The following is a 20,548-nucleotide window of genomic DNA, read 5'->3' on the forward strand; positions in this document are numbered from 1 at the left end:
ACCAAGATCGCGGCGGCTTTGTCTTCATTGTCGCCGCTTGTTTGGTGGATGTAAAAAAATATTTGGTTCCAAAACGGTCGGAAGTGCTCCTAGCCTAAAGTCAAAGGAACCACCTAGGTTCTCAAAGACACCTTAGCGCTCGACAGAGTTATTCCGCGGCAATTCGACTTGCTTGCGAGTGGTTGGCATATGTATTCCAAGTCGGCGCATACTCGTCATTTGCTTGGTTTCCCCAATAGGTCCAGCCAGGCCTTGTCCCCCTGGCAAACAACTCGAGAAACGGTCCCCTTGAGCAGCTTTCGATTAATTCATACTGCTCGTCAGGTTTGCGTGAGTGTTCGCGCTTTCGGGTTTCGATCATATTCACTTGCCGTCGTCCAGGTGCCAATGTGCGAGCATTCTTGCCGCGTATGCCGAATAACAGTATTTCAGTGACATTACGAAAGTAGAATCCAACGCCTCGTCCATCGGAGCCGCCGTCCTTTCTGATCTTATGCCAGACGATATTACTCTTGTAGTCGAAACCCGGCAATTGCTCCCTCAAATCAATCAGGCGAGCAACGCATTGGTCCCACATATAACGAATGTGCCGGTTGATTCACTACTTCGGCAACAGGCAGCGTGCAGATATCCGCCGTTTTCATAGTATCATACCGGGTGAGGCGGCGATGTTCTGGCGCGATCTTTCCGGTCCGGTTGATGAAACGCCACGGTGGATCAGCCAACACTGTCTGAAACTTTCGGCCTCGCAGCGACACGGCGAGATCGACGATCGTTTTATTAAGCTGGTTCATCGTCTTCAAAATCGTGTGATTGGAACCTGCCCAAACTCGATACCGATAGCTAAACCGAGGCTCGACACTCCGGGAACTAGAGTCTTACAAAGATCGAAGGACGATTGCATTGCAGAGGCGCACATGGCGGCATGATGTAAAGTGCTGGCCGTCCGAGACTCACCATCTCCTTTAGCCAATACACCATGAATGCAATCACCAATAAACCGAATTCGCTTACCCGAAAAATCAGTCTTGAGAACCGAGTTTAACTCCTCTCGAATGACATGTATGCCTATCGCCGCTTCCCTGATTGCATTACTACCCTTCTCTATCGCAGCATCAACGAACGCTGTGAATTTATCGACATCGGCAAAAATTGAACATGCACGCAGTCTTGCTGTATGGCTTGGGAATACTTCTTCAAACTTCATGTCAGCTAGCGGTAAAGTCGGCTCAAAGAACTGAAAGCGCTTTGGAAATTGCTGTTCCCTTGCAATGGCCAAGGCCGACTTGGACAAACTATCGAAGCGATAGATGTTCGAGGCTGATCGAATTTCGTCAAGTTCCAGTTTTCTGTCAAACGTTGCTGGCCTTCGCATGTTTGACGAAGCGCGGGGAGAAATGAACACGCCTTCCGTCTGCGCTGCAGCAGCAAGCTTAGCAGCATAGTTTGCTGGTTTACCGAGAAAAAGGATATCCCGATCATGATTTCGACCCGTGGTCAGGGCCAAACACTTGCCTTGGTCAACTCCAAAACGCACCCTGCCTGGGACACCGAGAGTCTGCGCAATGCTTCTTGTGGCTTCAGACAACACCTGAGCAAGCGCGACTGCCTTTTGAATTTGCCCTTCAGGACTCCCTTCGGAATCTGACACAACCGCATGGAGACGTGTTCCATGGTAGTCAACTCGTTCAGCGTCTCCATACTCAACGACAGCATCCCACAGCCGATATTGAGCATCCAAGAAGCGCAACAAGGCTTCATGAGTTTGCTCGGTCTCTCGGCCAGAGGAGTCAAAAACCAACCTATCATAGTCTATCAAATGACCATAGAGATGAGCTCCCTCAACCACAAACGCCTTGCGTGGCGAGTACTCTTCGAGGGAACTCTTGATGACCAGACTGGAATTCGGTCTCTGACTAGCCAACGAAATTCCATTGTCGAGTTCTGGCGCCCCAGCAAGATACCGCTCTATTCTACCAATTGATCGATTTCTATCCCAAGCCATGTTAGCCCTTGATTGAGTTGATGGGTTTAACCGTTTCAAAAACGTCAAGCTCACGAACAGACCGCAAGATTACTTTGCCAATTTAGCAACATCTGGAATCAATGATAGCGGGTTTGTGATAGGGATATGGAATGTAAGTCACACCATCCAAATCGGTCGTTCTCTTAGAACTAACCTGCTCGAATTTCACGGTTCGGCCGTCCTTGAGCCTTTTCTTCCCAGTTGACGAAGCCACAAGAAATGAGCGTCTCAAAATCAGGGGCACTAACGGCTAGGCCATACTCTAAAAGCACATTGTCTCTGGCCATCAATACTGGCTCCGATCCCTAGAACTGACTTCGTCAAGAGGTTCAGCTAGCGCAACCGCAAAGTCGCACGAATTTAGCTCTTCAACTAAATTCGGCAACGTGTAGTCGCCCGGCTTAATCGTGTCTGCCCACCACACTTTCACTTCAATGTTAGCTGCTTTTAATTTCCCTTTCAATTTCGTCGCGAGCTTCTTGCTCTCCTTTGCGCATATAATGAATAGTTTCGGCTTGGCATTCACTACTCTGAAGTACTTGTCACGATCTCTCAGCCTGGCCGACAAACTCTTTGCCACCTCTAATGCGGCCAGCGGAAAACTAGTCAAAAAAACTGTGAAAGCGGCTCGACTTAAGACGAGCACCGCTGTGGACAAATCAGCTATGCAAGTTGCACTCCTCGGCATTCGATCGAGTGCAGCCATTTCTCCGACGTGCTCACCGTTGCCACGTAATCCGTGCCAATTGCCATTAGTGTGTATTTGGATGCGTCCGCTGAGAACGATGTAGACGGCGGAGTCTCTTTCGCCCTGCTTTATTAACATTGATCCGCGTTCAAAGATTTGCACTCGGCCATTATCAAACAACCAAGCTGCAGCTTTCTTGTCCTGACACGCCAGCCTAGATTCAAGGAGTGCACTGAGAACACTTTCCCGAGCTTGCGTCCCTGCAAATTCTTTTCGCAAATGAACCAAATCACTCATGCCAACAAAAACCTAACTTACGATACAATATTCAACATTAGGTAGTGAACCGATGCAGATACATCTGTTCTCCAGACGTCTCAAGAACATTTTTCCTCCTTCCACATCTTTACTTTTTCCCATAATAGGATTATATACCCTCCTGACGGTTCTGGAAAGGAGGGCCAATGTCGGTTGTGTCTCTACATTGCCAGAACCGTGTGCAGCGCCTGCGGGGCGGATGTGCCGACACCACGCCGCCACCCGGGAGCCGGAGTTCCGCCCCTTGGATACTATGGTCCAAGCGCGGTTTACCGCAGTACACCCACGCAAATCCGCCACCCCTTCACCTCGCCCGGGCTCAGACCCCGGGTGGAACGGATGGCGCGCGGCCTGGCTTCAGTGCCCTGGCGTGCCGCAGCGCGTGGACGTGGCGAGTGCGGGGCTTGCGGGCCAAAATCGCTGCGTTTCCTGGTGCCATGACGGCCCGCCCTTCACCCTCGGGTGACGGGCGCCGGCGTGGCCGGGCTTTGCGCCCACTTCCCCCTTTCCCACTCCATGCATGCAGGTGCAGAGCCCGGACGGAAACCGTCCCTCCTCCTTTCCTTCCCCGATTCCTTCCCCGATTCCTTCCCAGGCCCCCCATGCCGCCGTGACCCTCGCTCCCGACGCCTGTGGCCCGGGCCTCAACCCTCTCCCGCAGGCGGGAGAGGGCGAAGGGCGTTGCCGTCCCCCTCCCCGATGTGGGGATGAGGGCCAAGCCCAAAATAATGTTGCGATGCAGCGACGGAACCCGGCGCCCTCGCCCGTCTCATCGGCAAGACCAACAACGGGACACCATCATGCCGGACCTTCTGAACCGCTACGCCACGCCCTTCGTCACGGGCTTCTTCCTCATCTCGCTCGTCTCGGGCGTCGCCCTGTTCTTCCATGTGGGCACCGCGGCCTTCCGCGAGATGCACGAAATCCTCTCGCTGGTGCTGATCCTGCCCTTCGGCCTGCACGTCTGGAAAAACTGGCGGCCGTTGCTGAATTATTTCCGCCGCGCGCCCTTCTGGATCGGCTCCGCCGTATCGCTTGCAGCGGCCATCGCCTTCGCCTGGCCCGCCCTCACCGGCACTGCCGCCGGAGGGGCCGGTGGACCGCCGCCCTTCGCCCTCTCCAACGCCGTGATGAAGGCCCCCGTGGCCGAGGTCGCCCCCGTTCTCAACGTGACGGCGGAGGATCTGCTGGCGGGCCTCAAGGCCAAGGGCTTTACGGTGACGGGTGCGGAACAGTCCCTCGTCGAGATCGGCAAGGCTTCCGGCAAGGACACCATGGAACTCGCCGCCACGCTGGTGGCGCTGGCGAAGTGATGCGGAGCGGCTCCACGTTCCCCCACAAACAGAACAGCCGCCCCGAAGGGCGGCTGTCGCTTGAAAAAGGCCGGGAGTTACTTCGATCCCATCCGCAGCAGGTAATACACCCCGCCGCCGATGGCGACACCGAAGAACCAGCCGTAGGTTCCCCACCACACGGGCAGGATGGTCGTGAAGGTCGGCAGCACCGATGAGAACAGCGCGCCCACGGCGAGCGCGATCAGCGCCTTCACGTGCCAGCCGCTCTGGAAGCGGAACTCGCCGTTCTCCTGGTACAGCGCCGCCACATCGAGCTTGCCCTTCCGCAGGAGATAGTAGTCCACCATCATGATGCCGAAGATCGGGCCCATGGTGGAGCCGATGAAGTTGACGAAGTGCGCCGCACCCGTTTGCCACGGCGCCCAGGGATAGAGGATCAGCGCAATCGCGGCGGCAATATAACCACCCCGCTTGAAGTTGATCTTGCTGGGATAGATGTTGGCGAAGTCGAACGCCGGCGACACGAAGTTCGCCACGACGTTGATGCCGAGCGTTGCCACCGCGAAGGTGAGCGCCGCCAGCGCCGCCAGGAACCACGAGTCGAACTTGGCCGAGATCTGGTCGGGGTGCAGCAGCACTTCATTGTAGACCGTGAAGGCCGCCGTCGTCGTCACACCCGCCACAAGGCAGAAGGCCAGAAGGTTGATCGGCAGGCCCCACAGGTTGCCCTTGCGCAATTCCGCCTCGCTCGTCGCATAGCGCGAGAAGTCGCAGAAGTTCAGGTAGAGCGCCGCGAAGTAGGTGATCCATGTCGCCGCCACCGCAAACAGCGCGGCCATCGAGCCCGGCGCACCCGGCACGCCGGCATCAGCCGTTGCCTTCAGCAGCACATCCTGCGGAATTTCACTGCCGAACGAGAAGGTGCCCGACTTGACCACGAGGTAGACCGCCAGCAGCAGCATCATGATCCACACCGCAGGTCCGGCCCAATCCTGGAACTTGCGCACCGTCTCCATGCCGCGCTGGATGATGAGCAGCTGCAAGGCCCACACGATCACGTAGCAGATCACCTCCAGCGTGGAGTGCCCGAGCATGTGATTGTTCTGGTGGAAGGCCAGCATGCCTTCGTTGCGCACCAGAAGCGCCACGATCGCCCCCGAAGCCGCCGAGGTCTGCGCCCCGTACCAGAAGCAGGCAACGATGGCCCGCACCAGCGCCGGCAGGTTCGCACCCACCGTGCCGAAGGAGGCGCGCGCCAGAACCGGATAAGGCACGCCCGTGCGCACACCGGCGGTGCCGACGAGCGACATCAGGAAATAGATCACCAGCGACCCCAGTCCGATCGCCAGCACGAAATTGATGAAATTCCCGCACAGCAGGAAAAGGCTCGCCGCGAGGTAATAACCCCACAGGCTGTGAACGTCGGACGTCCATACGTTGAAGATGCTGAACGCGCCCCACTTCCTCTCGGTCGCAGGCGCCAGATCCTCGTTATATAACGAGGGTGACGGATTGCTGATTTTCATTTGGTCGGTTCCCACATTTCCCCGTGGCCATGCGGCCACCCCGGAATGATGCCCCCGATTCGGGTGGTTGGAAATAGCCCAATAATTGTGCAACCGCCCATCCACCCGGCAGACGACAACAAAAAACCCTCCTCCGTCGCCGGAAGAGGGTCCAAATGTCTGGGAATGGGCCCTGTGGGCTTATTCCTCGCCGTCCATGTCGTCCTCGACCATCTTCTGCAGGTCCTCGCGGCTGGTATCCTTGTCGGTCACCGTCGCCTTGCCCACAATCAGGTCCACCACCTTCTGCTCGAAGATCGGCCCGCGCAGTTCGATCAGCGCCGAGGGATTCTTGCGATAGTAGTCATAGACCTGCTTTTCCTGGCCGGGGAACTGGCGCACGCGGGCGATCAGCGCCTGCTGCAATTCCTGCTCGTTCACCTGGATCTGTTCCTTTTCGCCCAGCGTCCCGAGCACAAGGCCAAGGCGCACGCGGCGCTCGGCAATGGCCCGGTATTCCTTGCGCGCTTCCTCTTCCGTCGTGTTCTCGTCGGCGAAGGACTTGTTGGCCCGCTTCATCTCGTTCTGCAGCGCATTCCAGATGCCGTTGAATTCGGCTTCCACCAGGCGCTCGGGCAGTTCGAAGGTGTATTCCTTGTCCAGCGCGTCAAGCACGTCGCGCTTCAGCTTCATCGCCGTCATGCGGCCGAACTCGCGTTCAATGCCAGACTTGAGCATGTCGCGGAGCGCCGTGACCGACTCGAAGCCCATGCGCTTGGCGAACTCGTCATCAACAACGGCAGCCTTCGGAGATTCGATGGAAGCGATGCGTGTATCGAACTCGGCGGCCTTGCCGGCAAGGTCTGCAACCCCGTAGGTTTCGGGGAACGTCACCTTGACGAGGACGTCATCACCGGCCTTTTTGCCCGTGAGCTGTTCCTCGAAGCCGGGGATGAACTGGTTGGATCCGATTTCCAGCGGGATGTTCTCGCCTGCGCCGCCGTCAAACGGCTTGCCGTCGATCTTGCCGACGAAGGAGATCGTCACACGGTCGCCATTCTCGGACTTGGCGCCCTCGGCCTTTGCTTCCCAGGACTTGGAGCCGGACGCGAGGCGGTTCACGGCTTCATCGAGGTGCGCGTCGGTGACGGCAACCACATGCTTGGTCAGGGCAAGGCCGGCGTGGTCCTTGATCTGGAATTCGGGGATCACCTCACCCGAAACGTCGAAAGACAGATCCTTCTTGCCGTCCATGATCTGCTCCACCTCGTCAGAGGCTTCCGGCAGCTTCACTTCGGGCTGGTAGGCGGGTTTGAGATTGCGGTCGGCGAAGACGGAACGAGCACCATCGTCAATCGCTTTCTGCACGACTTCGGCCATCACCGACTTGCCATACAGGCGCTTGAGATGCGCAACCGGCACCTTGCCCGGGCGGAAGCCCTTGATCTGGGCCTTGGGCGCCATCTCAGAAAGGCGGGCCTCAGCCTGCTTGGCCAGTTCGGCGGCGTTCACCACCACCTTGAATTCACGCTTCAGGCCTTGGCTTGCGGTCTCGGTCACGTTCATTGGTCTCATCTTTCGTTCGCGGCCCCTCATCGTGCGGCTGCTGGGCAAGCGGGTCTGGTGCGGGCGGAGGGACTTGAACCCCCACGGGTTTCCCCACAGGAACCTAAATCCTGCGTGTCTGCCAATTTCACCACGCCCGCGAGATGCCAGCGGCCCGAAAGCCAAGGGGCGATTAGGTCGGCGCGCCTATAGCAGAGCGTTTCAGACCGTGCCAGCAGGAAATGGCGCGAGGGATGGACGTCTAACACGTTAGCCCGGCCCAATAAATCCTTTAATAGGATTTTTTTGCTTGCCAAACTGTCTGGCGCAGTCTAAGCAGGGCAAATCGAGAGACTGCGGGATCATAAATCTATACTCAAAGCCTACTCCCCACCTTTGCTCCGGGAACTCAAGTGCAACTCGTCAGCCTTGAAGACATAGACACCGAAACCATCCCGCAAGGAACGGAGGATGGTGTTGAGAAGGAACCCCGGTATGGCGAAAGCACCCAGTTCCCGTGCCCGTGCGACAATAGAGGTACGGGAGACGATGTTGTAGCCCTCTTCGACCACCGTCCGTTCAGGCGTATCGATCTGAGGTGCAAAATCGGTGCCGAGTTGTTTCAGCAAATCCCGGAAAGGCCTTGCGATGCGCTCGGAGAAACGTCTGGTCATCAGGTCGCAGATCAAGGTGTGTCCGGGAAGCTCCGCGCGAAGCGTGGCGAACAATTGTTTCTGTTGTGCTTGCGTGAGGTACATGCACACTCCTTCCAACACCACGACAGCATCGCGCGTGCCCGCCCAGGGAAGAAGTTTGTCGGCGAGCGACTCGCTGACGAAGTCGATACTGATCCGCATCAGCGGCGTGGGGCATTCCGCGAGGTGCAAGAGTTCATTCTTTCGCGCCAACAGATCCGCCTGGTCCATTTCGACCCAGGCACCACCACCCAGGCGATAGGCGCGGGTGTCGAAGCCTGCGCCAACCAGAAAGACAATCTGGCCGGGTTCGGCCGCGATCTTCTCCCTCAGCATGTCATCTATGATGCGGGCCCGAACAGCATTGGACAAATTGGGCCGTGCGAGTGCCTTGAAGTGGGCAAAGGCCAACTCCGCCTCAGGTGTCATGAAGCGCTGAGCCAGTCGGTCACCGCAAATGGGCTGGGCCGACGCTGCATCACGGGCCCGAACGCCACAACAATAGTAAGCCGTCTGTGCTATTGCATCCATGATGCCCCTCCGCGTGCCCTGGGAAACTGAGGTTACGGATCAGAAACCCGAATTGCGGCGCCTGCTGGGCCAATTCGAAACCACCACACCGGCAGCAATGGTCGCCGCACCAGCCCAGACGAGTGGCGGATAGAGCTCCTGCAAGAACACGACTCCGCACAAAAGGCCCACAGCCGCCGCTACATAGCCGATCTGGCTCAGGTAGGTCGGGCCTCCGACCCATTGCAGACGGAAGAACACGGTGAACATCGCAGCGGAGATCGCCACCTGCAGAAGCAAAATCAACGGGGAGTGAAGCGCGGTCGCCACCGCACCGTCCCTGCCCCACAGGATCAACAACACGATGAGCGGCAAAGAAGCGACAAGGTTTGTGACCGCCGCCATGCGCAGAGGTGCCATGCCTGCCGGCCAGAAGGCCGTCCGGAAGACATTGCCGATGCCCAGCGACAGCGGCACAAGGAATGCAAGCCAGTGCCATTGACCATTTGCATCCGCCGGAAGGCCGAACCGCGACAGCGCTATGAAAACAGCTCCCGCAAACCCAAGCCCCACACCAGCCAGAAGCCGGCCATTCGGCGGGCGAACTCCCACCAGCATCGACAGCGCCGCCGTCACCACGGGAGAGAAGGCAAACATCAAAGACATGTATCCACTGCCGACATGCGGCAGGGCACCAAAGGTCAAGGCGTTGGGCACAACATAGGCAAGCAAACCGGAGACAAGTGCAAAGGCCAAGTGACCCACCCGCAACATGGAACGGTCGGATGCCAGGCTTGCAATGGAAAGCAGTAAACCCGGCCCCAGCGAGATCAGCAGGGCCCACAAGAGCGGATCAATACCGGCGTCCGCCGACAGCCGCCCTACGGGAAAATAGAACCCGAGCAGTAGTCCCGTCGTCAATAACAGGAGAAGCGGATGGTCCCTGAACGGCTTCATCCCGGGATTATTGCTCCAGTCCCATTTCCTTGCGCATGCGCGTCAGCACCTCAGCCGCATGAGGATCCGCAACTGCGATAGCCGCGTCCATGTCGGCCCGGGCTTTCGCTTTGTCCTTCGCAAGGAGATAGGACGCGCGGATCACGAGGACCTGGTAATCCTTGGGCGCGACCTCAACAGCCTTGTCGAAATCCTCAAACGCGCTGCCCCAGTTGTTGACCGTGATCTTGACCTCCCCCCTGTGCGCAAAGGCACGACCATGGGTCGGATTGCTCACCACCGCCGTGGTGAAGTCGGCAATGGCCTCATTGGGCTTGCCCATCCGCATGAAAAGCAGCCCGCGTTCATAGGCCGCCTCGGCATGAGCGGGATCGATCTTGAGGGCAGCATCGAAGGCCGACATGGCGCCAGCCATATCCATGGTCTTCAGCGCTTCACGCCCGCGGGTGACGGCATCATCGGCCGGGGCCGCTCCGGCTGGAATGGCCAAGAGTGCAAACAGGATGAACGAAAAGATATGAAAGAACTTGTGCATGAGCCGGATGCTAGCCAGCGCTGGCATGGCAGGCAAGTGTCTCTGGCGAATTGACGCTTGTACTGAAACCGGGCACCCATTCACCATGACGGCAAGCGACCACGAACACGGCGAATCCAACGGGAAGGCCTACCTGGCGCTGCTTTTCACGACACTTGTGTGGGGCGTGACACCAGTGTTCGTGCGAGCCTTCTCGGTTGCCGCAGGTCCTGTCGATGCGTTGTTGATCCGAACTGTGATCGTCGGGTTGATCTTTGCCGTCTATCTCTTCTTCACCGTCGGCTTTTCCATCGCCCGGGCGGATTGGCCACGCCTCCTGTTCGTCTCGCTTGCCGGCGTTCTCGGTTACTTTGCATTTTCCGTCTTCGGCTTTGTCCACGCGCCAGCGGGCATCGGCACACTGATCATGTCCACGCAGCCGCTGTTGATCGCGATTTTCGCGCGCTTTGCAGGCACGGAGCGCATGACCCTGGCGACGATCATCGGATTGCTCGTGTCATTCGCGGGATCCGTCCTGCTGGTATGGGGCAACGACCTCGCCACCACGACATCGACAACGGCACAGGTGACGATGGGCTGCGTAATGATTTTTCTGGCAGGCATTGCCTGGGCCATCTTCGTGGTGTTCAGTCGCTCACTCATCCAGACCTATGGTGCAGTCAAGATCACGGGGCTGTCGAACATTCTGATCGTTCCGCCCATATTGATCCTTCTCTTGATACCGCAGGCGGGAGCACACCCGGTCGCCAAGCTTATGTCACTTGATGCGAGGGCCCTGGCCTCACTGGCATTCCTTTCCACACTGGGCGCCACCCTCAGCGTCATTACCTGGAACTATGCTGCGGCCCTTCTGCGGCCGACCATGCTGGGCGCGGCCCTGTACGTCATACCCGTTCTTGCCGTGGTGGCCGGTTGGACCATGTTGGATGAAGTGATTACATTCCGTATCCTGGCCGCTGCGGCTGTCATTCTGGCGGGCGTGGCCATCTCGCAGTTCAGCATGCGGGCGGAAGGAGTCTTCGGCCTGTCCCTCATCCTCTATGCCGTCACGATGTGGGGCATGGTGCCGGTGGGAATGCGCTTCCTGCTGCTTGACGTTTCGCCCCAGACGGCCTTGCTCCTCCGCATCTTTCCGGCTGGGGTGCTGGCCGCGACAATCGTTGCGTTCCTGCCCATGCGGCGCTTGTCGCGAAGTGCATGGATCAGGCTGCTCGCAGCAGCCCTGATCGGCAATATGGGATATCAGGCGCTGGCGGCGGTGGGCATCCAATTGATCCCCGCCAGTTGGACCGGAATGCTGTTTGGGTTGGAACCTGTCTTCATCGCGCTTGGTGCATCGCTGTTTGCATCGGAGCGGATCAGCACCGCCTTTGCCGTGGGACTGGTCCTGGCACTCGCGGGAACGGCGGTCCTGGTTCTGGGTGGCGCGGCCGGGAGTGCCCGAAATGTCAGCGTGCTCGGCGTGATTCTGGTTACCATCAGCACCATGGGCTGGGCCGTCTACACGATCCTGATCCGCCCGGTTTCGCAGACCTACGGTGCCTTTCCCACCGCCTGTCTGGCACTGGCCGTATCGGCCATGCCGACGGTCTTGGTCGTCTCCCCCAAGGTCGTCGGCGAAATCGCCACCCTCACGTTGGGGCAATGGGGAACGGTGGCATTTCTCAGTATTTTCGCAACCGTTCTGGCCACGGGGGCCTGGAATGTGGCCCTGGGGCACATGTCGAGTTCCCGGGCGGGGATGTTCCTCTACGTACAGCCCGTGGTCGCAGCGGTGGGGGGAATTCTGCTGCTGGGCGAGGAACTGTCGGTTTGGCTGATGGCAGGCGGCGCCCTCATTCTCGGTGGCGTTGCGGTAAGCCAACTTCGCCCCGCGCGGAACGAAGAGCAGCCAGCCGAGCGGGAGGCTTACGCTCCTCGTCCCGGGAGGCTAAGAGGCCCCGCATGACCAACGCATCAGCCGATTCACGTTCTACCCCCTGGTACTTCCTGCCGATGACGGTGCTCGTGGCGGGCTGTGTCGTCGCCATCATCAATTTCGGTGTGCGCTCCACGTTTGGCTTGTTCACTGTGCCGATTTCGGAGGCCCACCAATGGCCCCGTGAAATCTTCTCGCTCGCCGTCGCCATCCAGAACCTGGCCTGGGGCATTTTCACGCCCATCGCCGGCATGCTGGCAGACCGCTACGGATCGGCCCGTGTCATCATGGCAGGAGCAGTCATCTATGCAATCGGCGTGGTGGTCATGGCAGTCTCCCAGAACGCCCTGGTTTTTCACCTTGGCGGCGGTCTGCTGCTCGGCGTCGGCATTGCGCTGTCATCGTTCAGTATAGTCATGGCAGCACTCGGCCGCATTGTGCCGCCGGAGAAGCGCTCATGGGCTTTCGGCCTCGCGACGGCGTCCGGCTCGCTCGGACAGTTCATTTTCGCGCCCTTCGCGGCCTCTCTCCTTTCTGCCTACGGCTGGCAAAATGCGTTGATCGTCCTGGCTGCTTCAGCTCTCCTGATCATCCTGTTTGCAGCGCCGCTCATGGTACAGAACACCAAGGGCAGCGCGGCGGTAGCCGGTGAGACGGACCTCTCCATGGGGACGGCAATCAGCAAGGCATTCGGCGAACGTTCCTATGTACTGCTCGTCTCCGGCTTCTTCGTCTGCGGTTTCCAGCTCGCTTTCGTTACTGTTCACCTGCCGCCCTATCTGGCCGAACATGGCATCAGCAAGGAATTGGCGGGCCTCGCCATGGGCCTGATCGGTCTCTTCAATGTCGCAGGATCTTATCTTTCGGGCATCATCGGTGGCCGCGGCGAAAAGCGCGTCCCTCTGAGCCTGATCTACGTTGCCCGCTCCGTGGCCGTGGTCGCATTCATCACCATGCCGATCACGCCGGTGACAACGCTGATCTTCACCGCCAGCATGGGTTTCTTGTGGTTGTCCACCGTGCCCCTAACCATGGGACTGGTCACTGTCATGTTCGGCACACGCTACATGGCAACGCTCTATGGCTTCGTCTTCCTCAGCCATCAGGTCGGTTCGTTCCTTGGCGTATGGCTGGGGGGCAAGCTCTATGACATCTATGGCAACTACGACATCGTCTGGTGGATGGGCGTTGTCCTCGGCTTGTTTGCAGCAATCGTGCATCTGCCCATCATCGAAAAACGCGCAACCACGTTCGCCGCAGCGTAATCTTGGCATTCCCAGGTCACCGCTTCGCCCTTGGTTTTTTCGCTGCCGTCATAGTCATTTGGCTGGGCGTGATGTTGGTTGTGATGCGCGACGCCGCCTTGCCTCGGGAGGCGACGGGCAACATGCTGGTCGTGTTCGATCCGGGCACGCCGCAAGACGTCGCTTTTGCAGCGATCACCCGCGCAGGCGCGAGACCCATTCGCGAAACCACTTATGGCTTCATCTGGGTGGTCAACGGCGAAGCTGGCAAACTGATGAACGAAGGCGCATTGGGGGCCTACCGTGAATTGCCCATCAGTCCCGTGATCGCGGGTTGTGTGGCTGTGGTCGACGCCAAGGCGGCAGATGCATTTGGTCTATAAGGCCTCGACAAGGTCTTCGGCGACCGGACGGACACAGCGGTTGCCAGCCTCGGCATGAAGCCACGCCCCGGCACACGCCGCCGCAAAACCATCCATACCCTGTGCCAACAGCCCTGTAATGACCCCCGCAAGCGCATCGCCGGAGCCTGCAACTGCAAGCCTGGGACTGCCATTGCCGTTGATAACCGCCCGTCCCCCGGGATGGGCAATGACCGTATCCGGCCCCTTGTAGAGCAAGATGGCTCCAGAGGCCCGTGCGGCAGCCCTCGCGCGCTCAACCTTGTTATCAGCCTTCAGCCCGATTGATCCGAACAACCGCTGGAACTCGCCCTCATGCGGCGTCAGCACCGTTGGGGCATTGCGCTTGCTGATGGCCGAGAACAGCGATTGTGGATCATCTTCAAACACGCTGAGGGCATCAGCATCCAGCACCGCAGGTGCCTGCGACCGCAACACCCGCATCACGGCCTTCCGCGTGCTGACACCCAGTCCGGCCGCAGGTCCGATGCAGAATGATCTGATGCGTGTATCCTCAAGGAGATCGCGCAAGGCATCCATGGTGCTGACGGGTTTCAACATGATGGACGAGACCTGAGCAGCATGCATCGCGAGGGCTTCCGGGGGTCCAGCGATGGAGACGACGCCAGCACCACTGCGCGCGGCCGCCATGGCAGCAAGCCGCGCCGCTCCTGTATGCAAAGTTCCACCGCTCCAGATGACGGCATGTCCACGCAAGAATTTGTGGACTGTCGGCTGCGCTTCGGGCAACGCGGGCTTTGCATTCTCCCATAACTGCGGCTTGATCTCAGCAAGCAAGGCAAAGGGAATTCCGATATCGGCGACCACGACTTCACCGCAAAGATCCCGGCCCGGGTACAGGAGATGTGCGGGCTTCTTGCGGAAAAAGGTGACTGTGAGATTTGCCTTAATGGCAGCACCGCGCGGCTGACCGGTGAGGCCATCAAGGCCAGAAGGCACATCAATGCTCACGACGGGGACACCGGCAGCTTTGACCCGCTCTGCAATCTCGTTTGGAAATGTTCGGTTCAAGCCCGCACCGTAGAGGGCATCAACGATTAACTCGGCTTCCGAGATATCGTTGCTCACCATCACGGGCCACCCCCATGCCTGCAAGCACTGAGCGGTGACCAGTCCGTCCTTGCCGTTGTTCCCCGGCCCCGCCAGCACCACCGTGCGCCGCGCTCCGTAGCGGCGCACAATCTCTTCCGCAACGGCCCGTCCCGCGCGTGCGATCAGTACGCCTTCCGTCAAGCCTGCCGCAAGGGCGAGCGCATCGGCGCGATACATTTCGGCAGGCGTCAGCAGGGCATGATCCATCGTTGCAGTGTGCGCCGGACTTCGCCGCTGTTCAATGGAGCGGTCTCATCGGCCGTTTCGTTATTTTGCCGCGCTGTCCTTCCGTCCGCGCAACAAGGACCAAGTGTAGACAGCGAGCGCTGCCCAGATGAAGCCAAACGCGATCAGCCTCTCGCTGCTGAACGGTTCGTGGAAAATGAAGATCGCGGTCAGAAATATGAGGGTCGGTGCGGAATATTGCATGAGGGCAATAGTTGAAAGGCGCAGTCCCTTTGCGCCGTTGGCATACAGCACAAGCGGCACCGCGGTGACGACGCCGGTTCCGGCTAGCAACCCAATATCTCCCCAGCCCGTCGGTCCGAAATGTGATGTTCCCTGCTGCGCGAACCACAGCCAGAGCGCTGCCGCAGGAATTGCAAGGATGACAACTTCGAGGAGGAATCCTTCCGACGCGCCGACCGGCAGCGTCCGTTTAAAATAGGCGTAAAAGCCCCACGTCACCATGAGGGAGATCGAGACCCACGGCAGGCCACCCACCTCCCACGTCATGATCGCGACGCCGATGACAGCAAGACCGATGGCCACGAGTTGCGCCGGACGCAGCCGTTCGCCAATCAGCACCGCCGCGAGAAAGATGGAGAACAGAGGATTGATGTAATACCCCAGCGCCGTCTCCAGCGCTCGTCCCGCACCGATAGCCCAGACATAGGTCAGCCAATTCACGGTGATGAGGCTCGCGGTGAGCAGCGCCATGGCCATAATGCGCGGATTGCGCAGGGCGCGGCCCAAGGCGGGCAGCAATCCCTGCCACCACACGATCAATCCCGCGACGGGCAGCGACCACAGAATCCGGTGCGGCACGATTTCCAGCGCCGGAATATGTGCCATGGCCTTCATGTAGAGCGGCAGGAACCCCCACAAGAAGTAGGCTGCCCCCGCATAGATGAAGCCTTGCTTGGTATCTCGATTCTCGCCTGGGGGCATGGAAGCGTCCTGTGGAAAGGACGTGCCTTTAGCCCACGATCCCGCCCACACGCCACGCCCAAAGCATCAGGCCTGCTTTGCGCGAACACTTGGTCTCAACCGGCGTCAATCCCCGGTGAGCACGATTGGCTCTGCTCCGGCTAGTGCCCGCTCCTCTCTATCCGCTTGCCCATCGGCTGACCGACGTCCTTCAGCAGCGCCGAGAACCACTTCTGTGTCACGTCAAACGACTTTCCGCCCTTGATGCGCGGGAACTCGATGGCACGCAGCGGCTTGCCGCGCCTTTCCTCATCATGCCCGATAACGCCTGGCACGCCCTTGAGCGCACTCTTCACGGCCTCGGTGCACATCATCTTGATCAGAGCGAGATCTTCCTTGTTGGCCTTGGCGGAGCGGGCGAAATAGCCTGATTTCTGCACCAGCGTCTTTTCCGCTCCCACCATGTCGGCAAAGCGCTTCGCGAACCAGGCGCCTGGATTGATCTTGTCAATCTTCACATGGCCGAAGGCGTCGCGTTCCGGCTCCTCGCCCCGCGCCTGCATCTCGGCCACGATGTCGTCAACACCCGCACCCTCCGACAGGAAGATGGTCACGCAGTCTTCTTCGTCCATGACCTTGCGAAGCCGCTTGGCTTCCGCCTCGAGATCGATGGCAATTTCCGGCACGTAGACGGCGTCAATATCCTTGTAGGCCATGGGAAGTCCGAAGCCCGGCACGAACTTCTGCTTTTTCAGCCGCTTGCGATAGGTTTCCGCCGTGGCCGCCGTCAGCCAGCCGCAGTTGCGGCCCATCACTTCATGGATGAGCAACATGCGCGGGTTGGTGCTCTGTTCGTTCACAGAATTTTCCCAGAAAATCGCCCCCTGCTCCGCCGCCGTCACGGCTCCCAGCGTCTGTGCAATGGGAATGACGTCATTGTCGATTGTCTTCGGCAGGCCGACCACGGTGAGCTTGTAGTTGTTGTCCGCAAGATAGGCCGCGAGATCTGCGGCTGTCGTATTGGTGTCATCGCCGCCGATGGTGTGAAGGATCGTGATCCCGTCCTTCACCAGTTGTTCCGCCGCCACGTGCAACGGGTTCTGGCCTTCCTTCACCAGGCCGCGCTTTACGCAATCCTTCACGTTAGTGAGTTTGACGCGGGAGTTGCCGATGGGGCTGCCGCCATGCTGGGTGAGCGCCAGGGCATTCGTGCGCACCGCCTTGGTCACGGGCAACGACCAGCCCTTCAGCAGGCCCATGTAGCCGTTGCGGTAGCCAATGATTTCGGCCTTCGGCAACTTCTTCGTATACATGTCGATCAGGAAACCCACCGAGGCCGAAAGGCACGGCGCCAGGCCGCCGGCGGTCAACAATGCGATCTTGTGCTTGGGCTGGGCCACGATTCGACTCCGTCTGGTGGAAGGTTGGATTTCGCCTTCCTACGCCGTTCACATTGCAATTTCCAGTGAAGCGGGCGCATGTTGGTCTGCAGAACGCCACGGAGGCATTAATGTCGCACGTTTCTCCACATGTGCCTGCAGATCCGGTCAAGTTGCTCGCCCAAAGGCTCCTGAATACGGAGTACGAGCACATTCCCGAGCGTGAACGGCGCATCATCGAACGCGTGGCAAAGCGGTTGGTGGTCAGCCGCCACACGGATACTGAACATGTGGCCAGCCTCTCCTTCGGTGAAAGGGTCGCGGACAAGGTGGCGGCCTTCGGCGGCTCCTGGACGTTCCTCGGTCTCTTTGCCTTCGCACTGGCGGGCTGGGTGATACTCAACACCGTGCTGCTTGTGACCGGCTTCGATCCCTACCCCTACATCCTGCTCAATCTTTTTCTCTCAATGCTGGCGTCCGTGCAGGCTCCCATCATCATGATGTCGCAGAACCGCCACGCGGCCCGTGACCGCATTGAAGCGACCCACGATTATGAAGTGAACCTCAAGGCGGAAATCGAAATCATGGCCTTGCACGAAAAGCTGGACGAGATGCGCAACAAGGATCTCGCGGAACTCCTACGGCATCTCCAGAGAAATGACTGAAGCCAAGTGTCTCTGTCGCAATTTACTTGAATTCCCGGCACGCGGGGCCACGTAAGTCCCGTTCACAAACCGGAGGTCACCCATGAACATGTCTTCCACGGCTACGGCAGATGGCGGCGAAACTCATGCCAGTTGCTGCGGCAAATCCCACAAGCGCAAATGGTCGGCGGTTGAACTCGCCGTCATGATTGGCGGCTTCGTGGTTTTCTGGCCCATCGGCCTTGTGGCCTTGGCCCTGAAGCTGATCCGCGGGGAAATGTGGCCGGGGGCTGCGGAGTCCACGTCGCCCTGGACCGCCTATAAGGCATGGCGCGACCGCAATCCGGGCTCATCCTTTTCCACGCCGTTCAGCGCCACCGGCCGCACCTGGACTGGCCCCACCGCAACGGGCAATGCCGCATTCGATGCCTACAAGGCTGAACAACTCGCTCGCCTTGAGGCCGAACGGCGCAAACTTGACGAAGAGCAGCGGGCCTTTGCGGACCACCTCGTGAAGCTCCGCAAGGCCAAGGATCAGGATGAGTTCGATCGCTTCATGGCCGAGCGCAATGCACCCAAGCCGTCCGAAGCTTGAGATTCCGGCACTTCGAATGATTGCGACACCCCGGCCACTGTGCCGGGGTGTTTTGTTTCGCCGCCCGATAATTAGGCAAACCGCCCAATAATCACGCACCACATCCTTGGGGAAACCCCTCGAATTCTCCTAACGCGTTGAAATATCGAGATGTTGAATCTGGCACGCCGCCTGCAACCCCGCGTGTAGAACAACGAGGCGTGGTCCATTCATGAAAAAGATCGAAGCGATCATCAAGCCCTTCAAGCTTGATGAGGTGAAGGAGGCCCTCCAGGAAGTGGGGCTCCAAGGTATCACCGTAACCGAAGCCAAGGGTTTCGGCCGCCAGAAAGGCCACACGGAACTCTACCGTGGAGCCGAGTACGTAGTGGATTTTCTTCCTAAAGTCAAGATCGAAGTGGTCATCGCCGACGACCTCGTCGAGAAGGCCGTCGAAGCAATTCAGAATGCCGCCCGCACGGGCCGCATCGGTGATGGCAAGATTTTCATTTCCACCATCGAGCAAGCCATCCGCATCCGCACCGGCGAGTCCGGCACGGAAGCCCTGTAAGCGTTTCCCCCACCACATTTCACTTTAGCCAGATACGAGAGGACAAACATGGCCAAGGACAACCCGGTTGAAAATGCCTTGAAGATGATCAAGGACAAGGATGTGAAGTTCGTCGACCTTCGCTTCACCGATCCGCGCGGCAAGATGCAGCATCTGACGATGGACGTGTCGCAGATGCACGAAGAGGCCTGGGAAGAGGGCCTGATGTTCGACGGTTCGTCGATCGCCGGCTGGAAGGCCATCAACGAGTCCGACATGATCCTGCGTCCGGACGCAGCCTCGGCCCACCTTGATCCCTTCTACGCCCAGACAACCATGGCCGTGTTTTGCGACATTGCTGATCCGGGCACCGGCGAGGGCTACAACCGCGATCCGCGCTCGATTGCGCGCCGCACGGAAGCCTATCTCAAGTCCACCAAGATCGGCGACACGGTGTTCGTCGGTCCGGAAGCCGAGTTCTTCGTGTTCGACGACGTGAAGTTCTCCACCTCGCCTTACAAGGTGGGCTTTGAAGTTGACGGCATCGAACTCCCCACCAACTCGGACCGCAACTATGAAACCGGCAACATGGGCCACCGCATGCGGATCAAGGGCGGCTACTTCCCCGTGAACCCCATGGACTCGGCCCAGGATATGCGCGGCGAGATGCTGTCGGTCATGCAGGAGATGGGCCTCGTTGTTGAGAAGCACCACCACGAAGTGGCCTCGGCCCAGCACGAACTCGGCACCCGCTACCAGCCGCTCGTGATGGCCGCCGACCACATGCAGATCTACAAGTATGTGATCCACAACGTCGCCCATTCCTACGGCAAGACGGCGACCTTCATGCCGAAGCCGGTGTTCGGCGACAACGGATCGGGCATGCACTGCCACTTCTCCATCTGGAAGGATGGCAAGCCGCAGATGGCCGGCAACCAGTATGCCGACCTCTCCGAAACCTGCCTCTACTTCATCGGCGGCGTGATCAAGCATGCCAAGGCGCTGAACGCCTTCACCAACCCGTCCACGAACTCCTACAAGCGTCTCGTGCCGGGCTATGAAGCGCCGGTGCTGCTGGCCTACTCCAGCCGCAACCGCTCGGCTTCCTGCCGCATTCCCTTCACCAGCAATCCGAAGGCCAAGCGCGTCGAAGTCCGCTTCCCCGATCCGACGGCGAACCCCTACCTCTGCTTCTCGTCGATCATCATGGCGGGCCTTGATGGCATCATGAACAAGATCCACCCTGGTCCGGCGATGGACAAGAATCTGTACGACCTGCCGCCGGCAGAACTCGCCCAGGTTCCGACGGTTTGTGGCTCCCTCCAGGAAGCCATCGACAGCCTCCAGGCCGACCACGACTTCCTGCTCAAGGGCGGCGTGTTCTCCAAGGACCAGATCGACTCGTATCTGGAACTGAAGCAGGAGGAACAGGACCGCTACCGCATGACCCCGCATCCGGTCGAATACGACATGTACTACAGCTGCTGAGGTCAGCCGCGGCA

At 59.1% G+C, this 20,548-nt stretch carries 18 protein-coding genes, 1 tRNA gene and 1 pseudogene; 8 read left to right on the forward strand and 12 right to left on the reverse strand.

Features of this window, described 5'->3' with window-relative positions; all coding sequences use genetic code 11:
- Positions 1-148: 148 nt before the first annotated feature.
- From IPM06_15875 to IPM06_15885, 3 genes and pseudogenes are all read right to left on the reverse strand, one after another.
- Positions 149-794, reverse strand: a pseudogene (locus IPM06_15875) (S-adenosylmethionine-binding protein).
- A 5-nt stretch (positions 795-799) separates the two neighbouring features.
- On the reverse strand, positions 800-2,005 hold the full coding sequence (locus tag IPM06_15880) for a hypothetical protein (GenBank protein ID MBK8771894.1): 1,206 nt from the start codon (positions 2,003-2,005) through the stop codon (positions 800-802).
- 307 nt (positions 2,006-2,312) lie between these two features.
- Entirely contained in the window at positions 2,313-3,011 is a 699-nt protein-coding gene (locus tag IPM06_15885; GenBank protein ID MBK8771895.1) for a cyclic nucleotide-binding domain-containing protein, read from the reverse strand.
- An 821-nt stretch (positions 3,012-3,832) separates the two neighbouring features.
- On the opposite strand from IPM06_15885, the gene IPM06_15890 reads away from it, so the two are divergent.
- Complete coding sequence (locus tag IPM06_15890) at positions 3,833-4,345, forward strand: DUF4405 domain-containing protein (GenBank protein ID MBK8771896.1); 513 nt, start codon at positions 3,833-3,835, stop codon at positions 4,343-4,345.
- 77 nt (positions 4,346-4,422) lie between these two features.
- Here IPM06_15890 and IPM06_15895 read toward each other — a convergent pair whose 3' ends face one another.
- From IPM06_15895 to IPM06_15920, 6 genes are all read right to left on the reverse strand, one after another.
- Entirely contained in the window at positions 4,423-5,853 is a 1,431-nt protein-coding gene (locus IPM06_15895) for an NCS1 family nucleobase:cation symporter-1 (GenBank protein ID MBK8771897.1), read from the reverse strand.
- 180 nt (positions 5,854-6,033) lie between these two features.
- Complete coding sequence (locus IPM06_15900; protein MBK8771898.1) at positions 6,034-7,398, reverse strand: trigger factor; 1,365 nt, start codon at positions 7,396-7,398, stop codon at positions 6,034-6,036.
- 55 nt (positions 7,399-7,453) lie between these two features.
- A tRNA-Leu gene (locus IPM06_15905) sits at positions 7,454-7,538 on the reverse strand.
- 222 nt (positions 7,539-7,760) lie between these two features.
- The gene (locus IPM06_15910; protein MBK8771899.1) at positions 7,761-8,603 is read right to left on the reverse strand and encodes a class I SAM-dependent methyltransferase; all 843 of its coding nucleotides are present in this window, start codon (positions 8,601-8,603) and stop codon (positions 7,761-7,763) included.
- 39 nt (positions 8,604-8,642) lie between these two features.
- Positions 8,643-9,539, reverse strand: coding sequence for a DMT family transporter (locus IPM06_15915; GenBank protein ID MBK8771900.1), 897 nt, complete (start codon positions 9,537-9,539; stop codon positions 8,643-8,645).
- Between the two features lie 7 nt (positions 9,540-9,546).
- Complete coding sequence (locus IPM06_15920; protein MBK8771901.1) at positions 9,547-10,074, reverse strand: tetratricopeptide repeat protein; 528 nt, start codon at positions 10,072-10,074, stop codon at positions 9,547-9,549.
- Positions 10,075-10,159: 85 nt separating this feature from the next.
- Between IPM06_15920 and IPM06_15925 the strand changes: the two genes are divergently transcribed.
- The 3 genes from IPM06_15925 to IPM06_15935 are packed head-to-tail and all read left to right on the forward strand — an operon-like array spanning position 10,160 to position 13,619.
- Complete coding sequence (locus tag IPM06_15925) at positions 10,160-12,022, forward strand: EamA family transporter (GenBank protein ID MBK8771902.1); 1,863 nt, start codon at positions 10,160-10,162, stop codon at positions 12,020-12,022.
- Positions 12,019-13,257 carry an MFS transporter gene (locus IPM06_15930; GenBank protein MBK8771903.1) on the forward strand — a complete coding sequence of 413 codons (1,239 nt, stop codon included), beginning with the start codon at positions 12,019-12,021 and terminating at the stop codon, positions 13,255-13,257. The genes IPM06_15925 and IPM06_15930 overlap by 4 nt, the downstream gene beginning before the upstream one ends.
- Positions 13,258-13,259: 2 nt before the next feature.
- On the forward strand, positions 13,260-13,619 hold the full coding sequence (locus IPM06_15935) for a hypothetical protein (protein MBK8771904.1): 360 nt from the start codon (positions 13,260-13,262) through the stop codon (positions 13,617-13,619).
- On the opposite strand, the gene IPM06_15940 is transcribed toward IPM06_15935, so the two are convergent.
- The 3 genes from IPM06_15940 to IPM06_15950 all read right to left on the reverse strand — a co-directional run bounded on the left by IPM06_15940 (position 13,614) and on the right by IPM06_15950 (position 17,299).
- Positions 13,614-14,957 (reverse strand): NAD(P)H-hydrate dehydratase, encoded by a 1,344-nt coding sequence (locus IPM06_15940; GenBank protein MBK8771905.1) that lies wholly within the window; start codon positions 14,955-14,957, stop codon positions 13,614-13,616. The genes IPM06_15935 and IPM06_15940 overlap by 6 nt on opposite strands.
- Positions 14,958-15,017: 60 nt before the next feature.
- Positions 15,018-15,920 carry an EamA family transporter RarD gene (rarD, locus tag IPM06_15945; protein MBK8771906.1) on the reverse strand — a complete coding sequence of 301 codons (903 nt, stop codon included), beginning with the start codon at positions 15,918-15,920 and terminating at the stop codon, positions 15,018-15,020.
- A 140-nt stretch (positions 15,921-16,060) separates the two neighbouring features.
- Positions 16,061-17,299 carry a pyrophosphate--fructose-6-phosphate 1-phosphotransferase gene (locus tag IPM06_15950; protein ID MBK8771907.1) on the reverse strand — a complete coding sequence of 413 codons (1,239 nt, stop codon included), beginning with the start codon at positions 17,297-17,299 and terminating at the stop codon, positions 16,061-16,063.
- 110 nt (positions 17,300-17,409) lie between these two features.
- Here IPM06_15950 and IPM06_15955 point away from each other — a divergent pair, with 110 nt between their 5' ends.
- From IPM06_15955 to glnA, 4 genes are all read left to right on the forward strand, one after another.
- Complete coding sequence (locus tag IPM06_15955) at positions 17,410-17,943, forward strand: DUF1003 domain-containing protein (protein MBK8771908.1); 534 nt, start codon at positions 17,410-17,412, stop codon at positions 17,941-17,943.
- Positions 17,944-18,031: 88 nt separating this feature from the next.
- A complete protein-coding gene (locus tag IPM06_15960; GenBank protein ID MBK8771909.1) occupies positions 18,032-18,517 on the forward strand; it encodes a DUF2852 domain-containing protein in 486 nt (161 codons plus the stop codon).
- Between the two features lie 211 nt (positions 18,518-18,728).
- Positions 18,729-19,067: a P-II family nitrogen regulator gene (locus IPM06_15965; protein MBK8771910.1), complete on the forward strand. Its 339-nt coding sequence runs from the start codon at positions 18,729-18,731 to the stop codon at positions 19,065-19,067.
- A 48-nt stretch (positions 19,068-19,115) separates the two neighbouring features.
- On the forward strand, positions 19,116-20,534 hold the full coding sequence (gene glnA, locus IPM06_15970; GenBank protein ID MBK8771911.1) for a type I glutamate--ammonia ligase: 1,419 nt from the start codon (positions 19,116-19,118) through the stop codon (positions 20,532-20,534).
- The last annotated feature ends 14 nt before the right edge of the window (positions 20,535-20,548 follow it).

The sequence above is a fragment of the Hyphomicrobiales bacterium genome (assembly GCA_016710435.1).
Classification (GTDB): Bacteria; Pseudomonadota; Alphaproteobacteria; order Rhizobiales; family Aestuariivirgaceae; genus Aestuariivirga.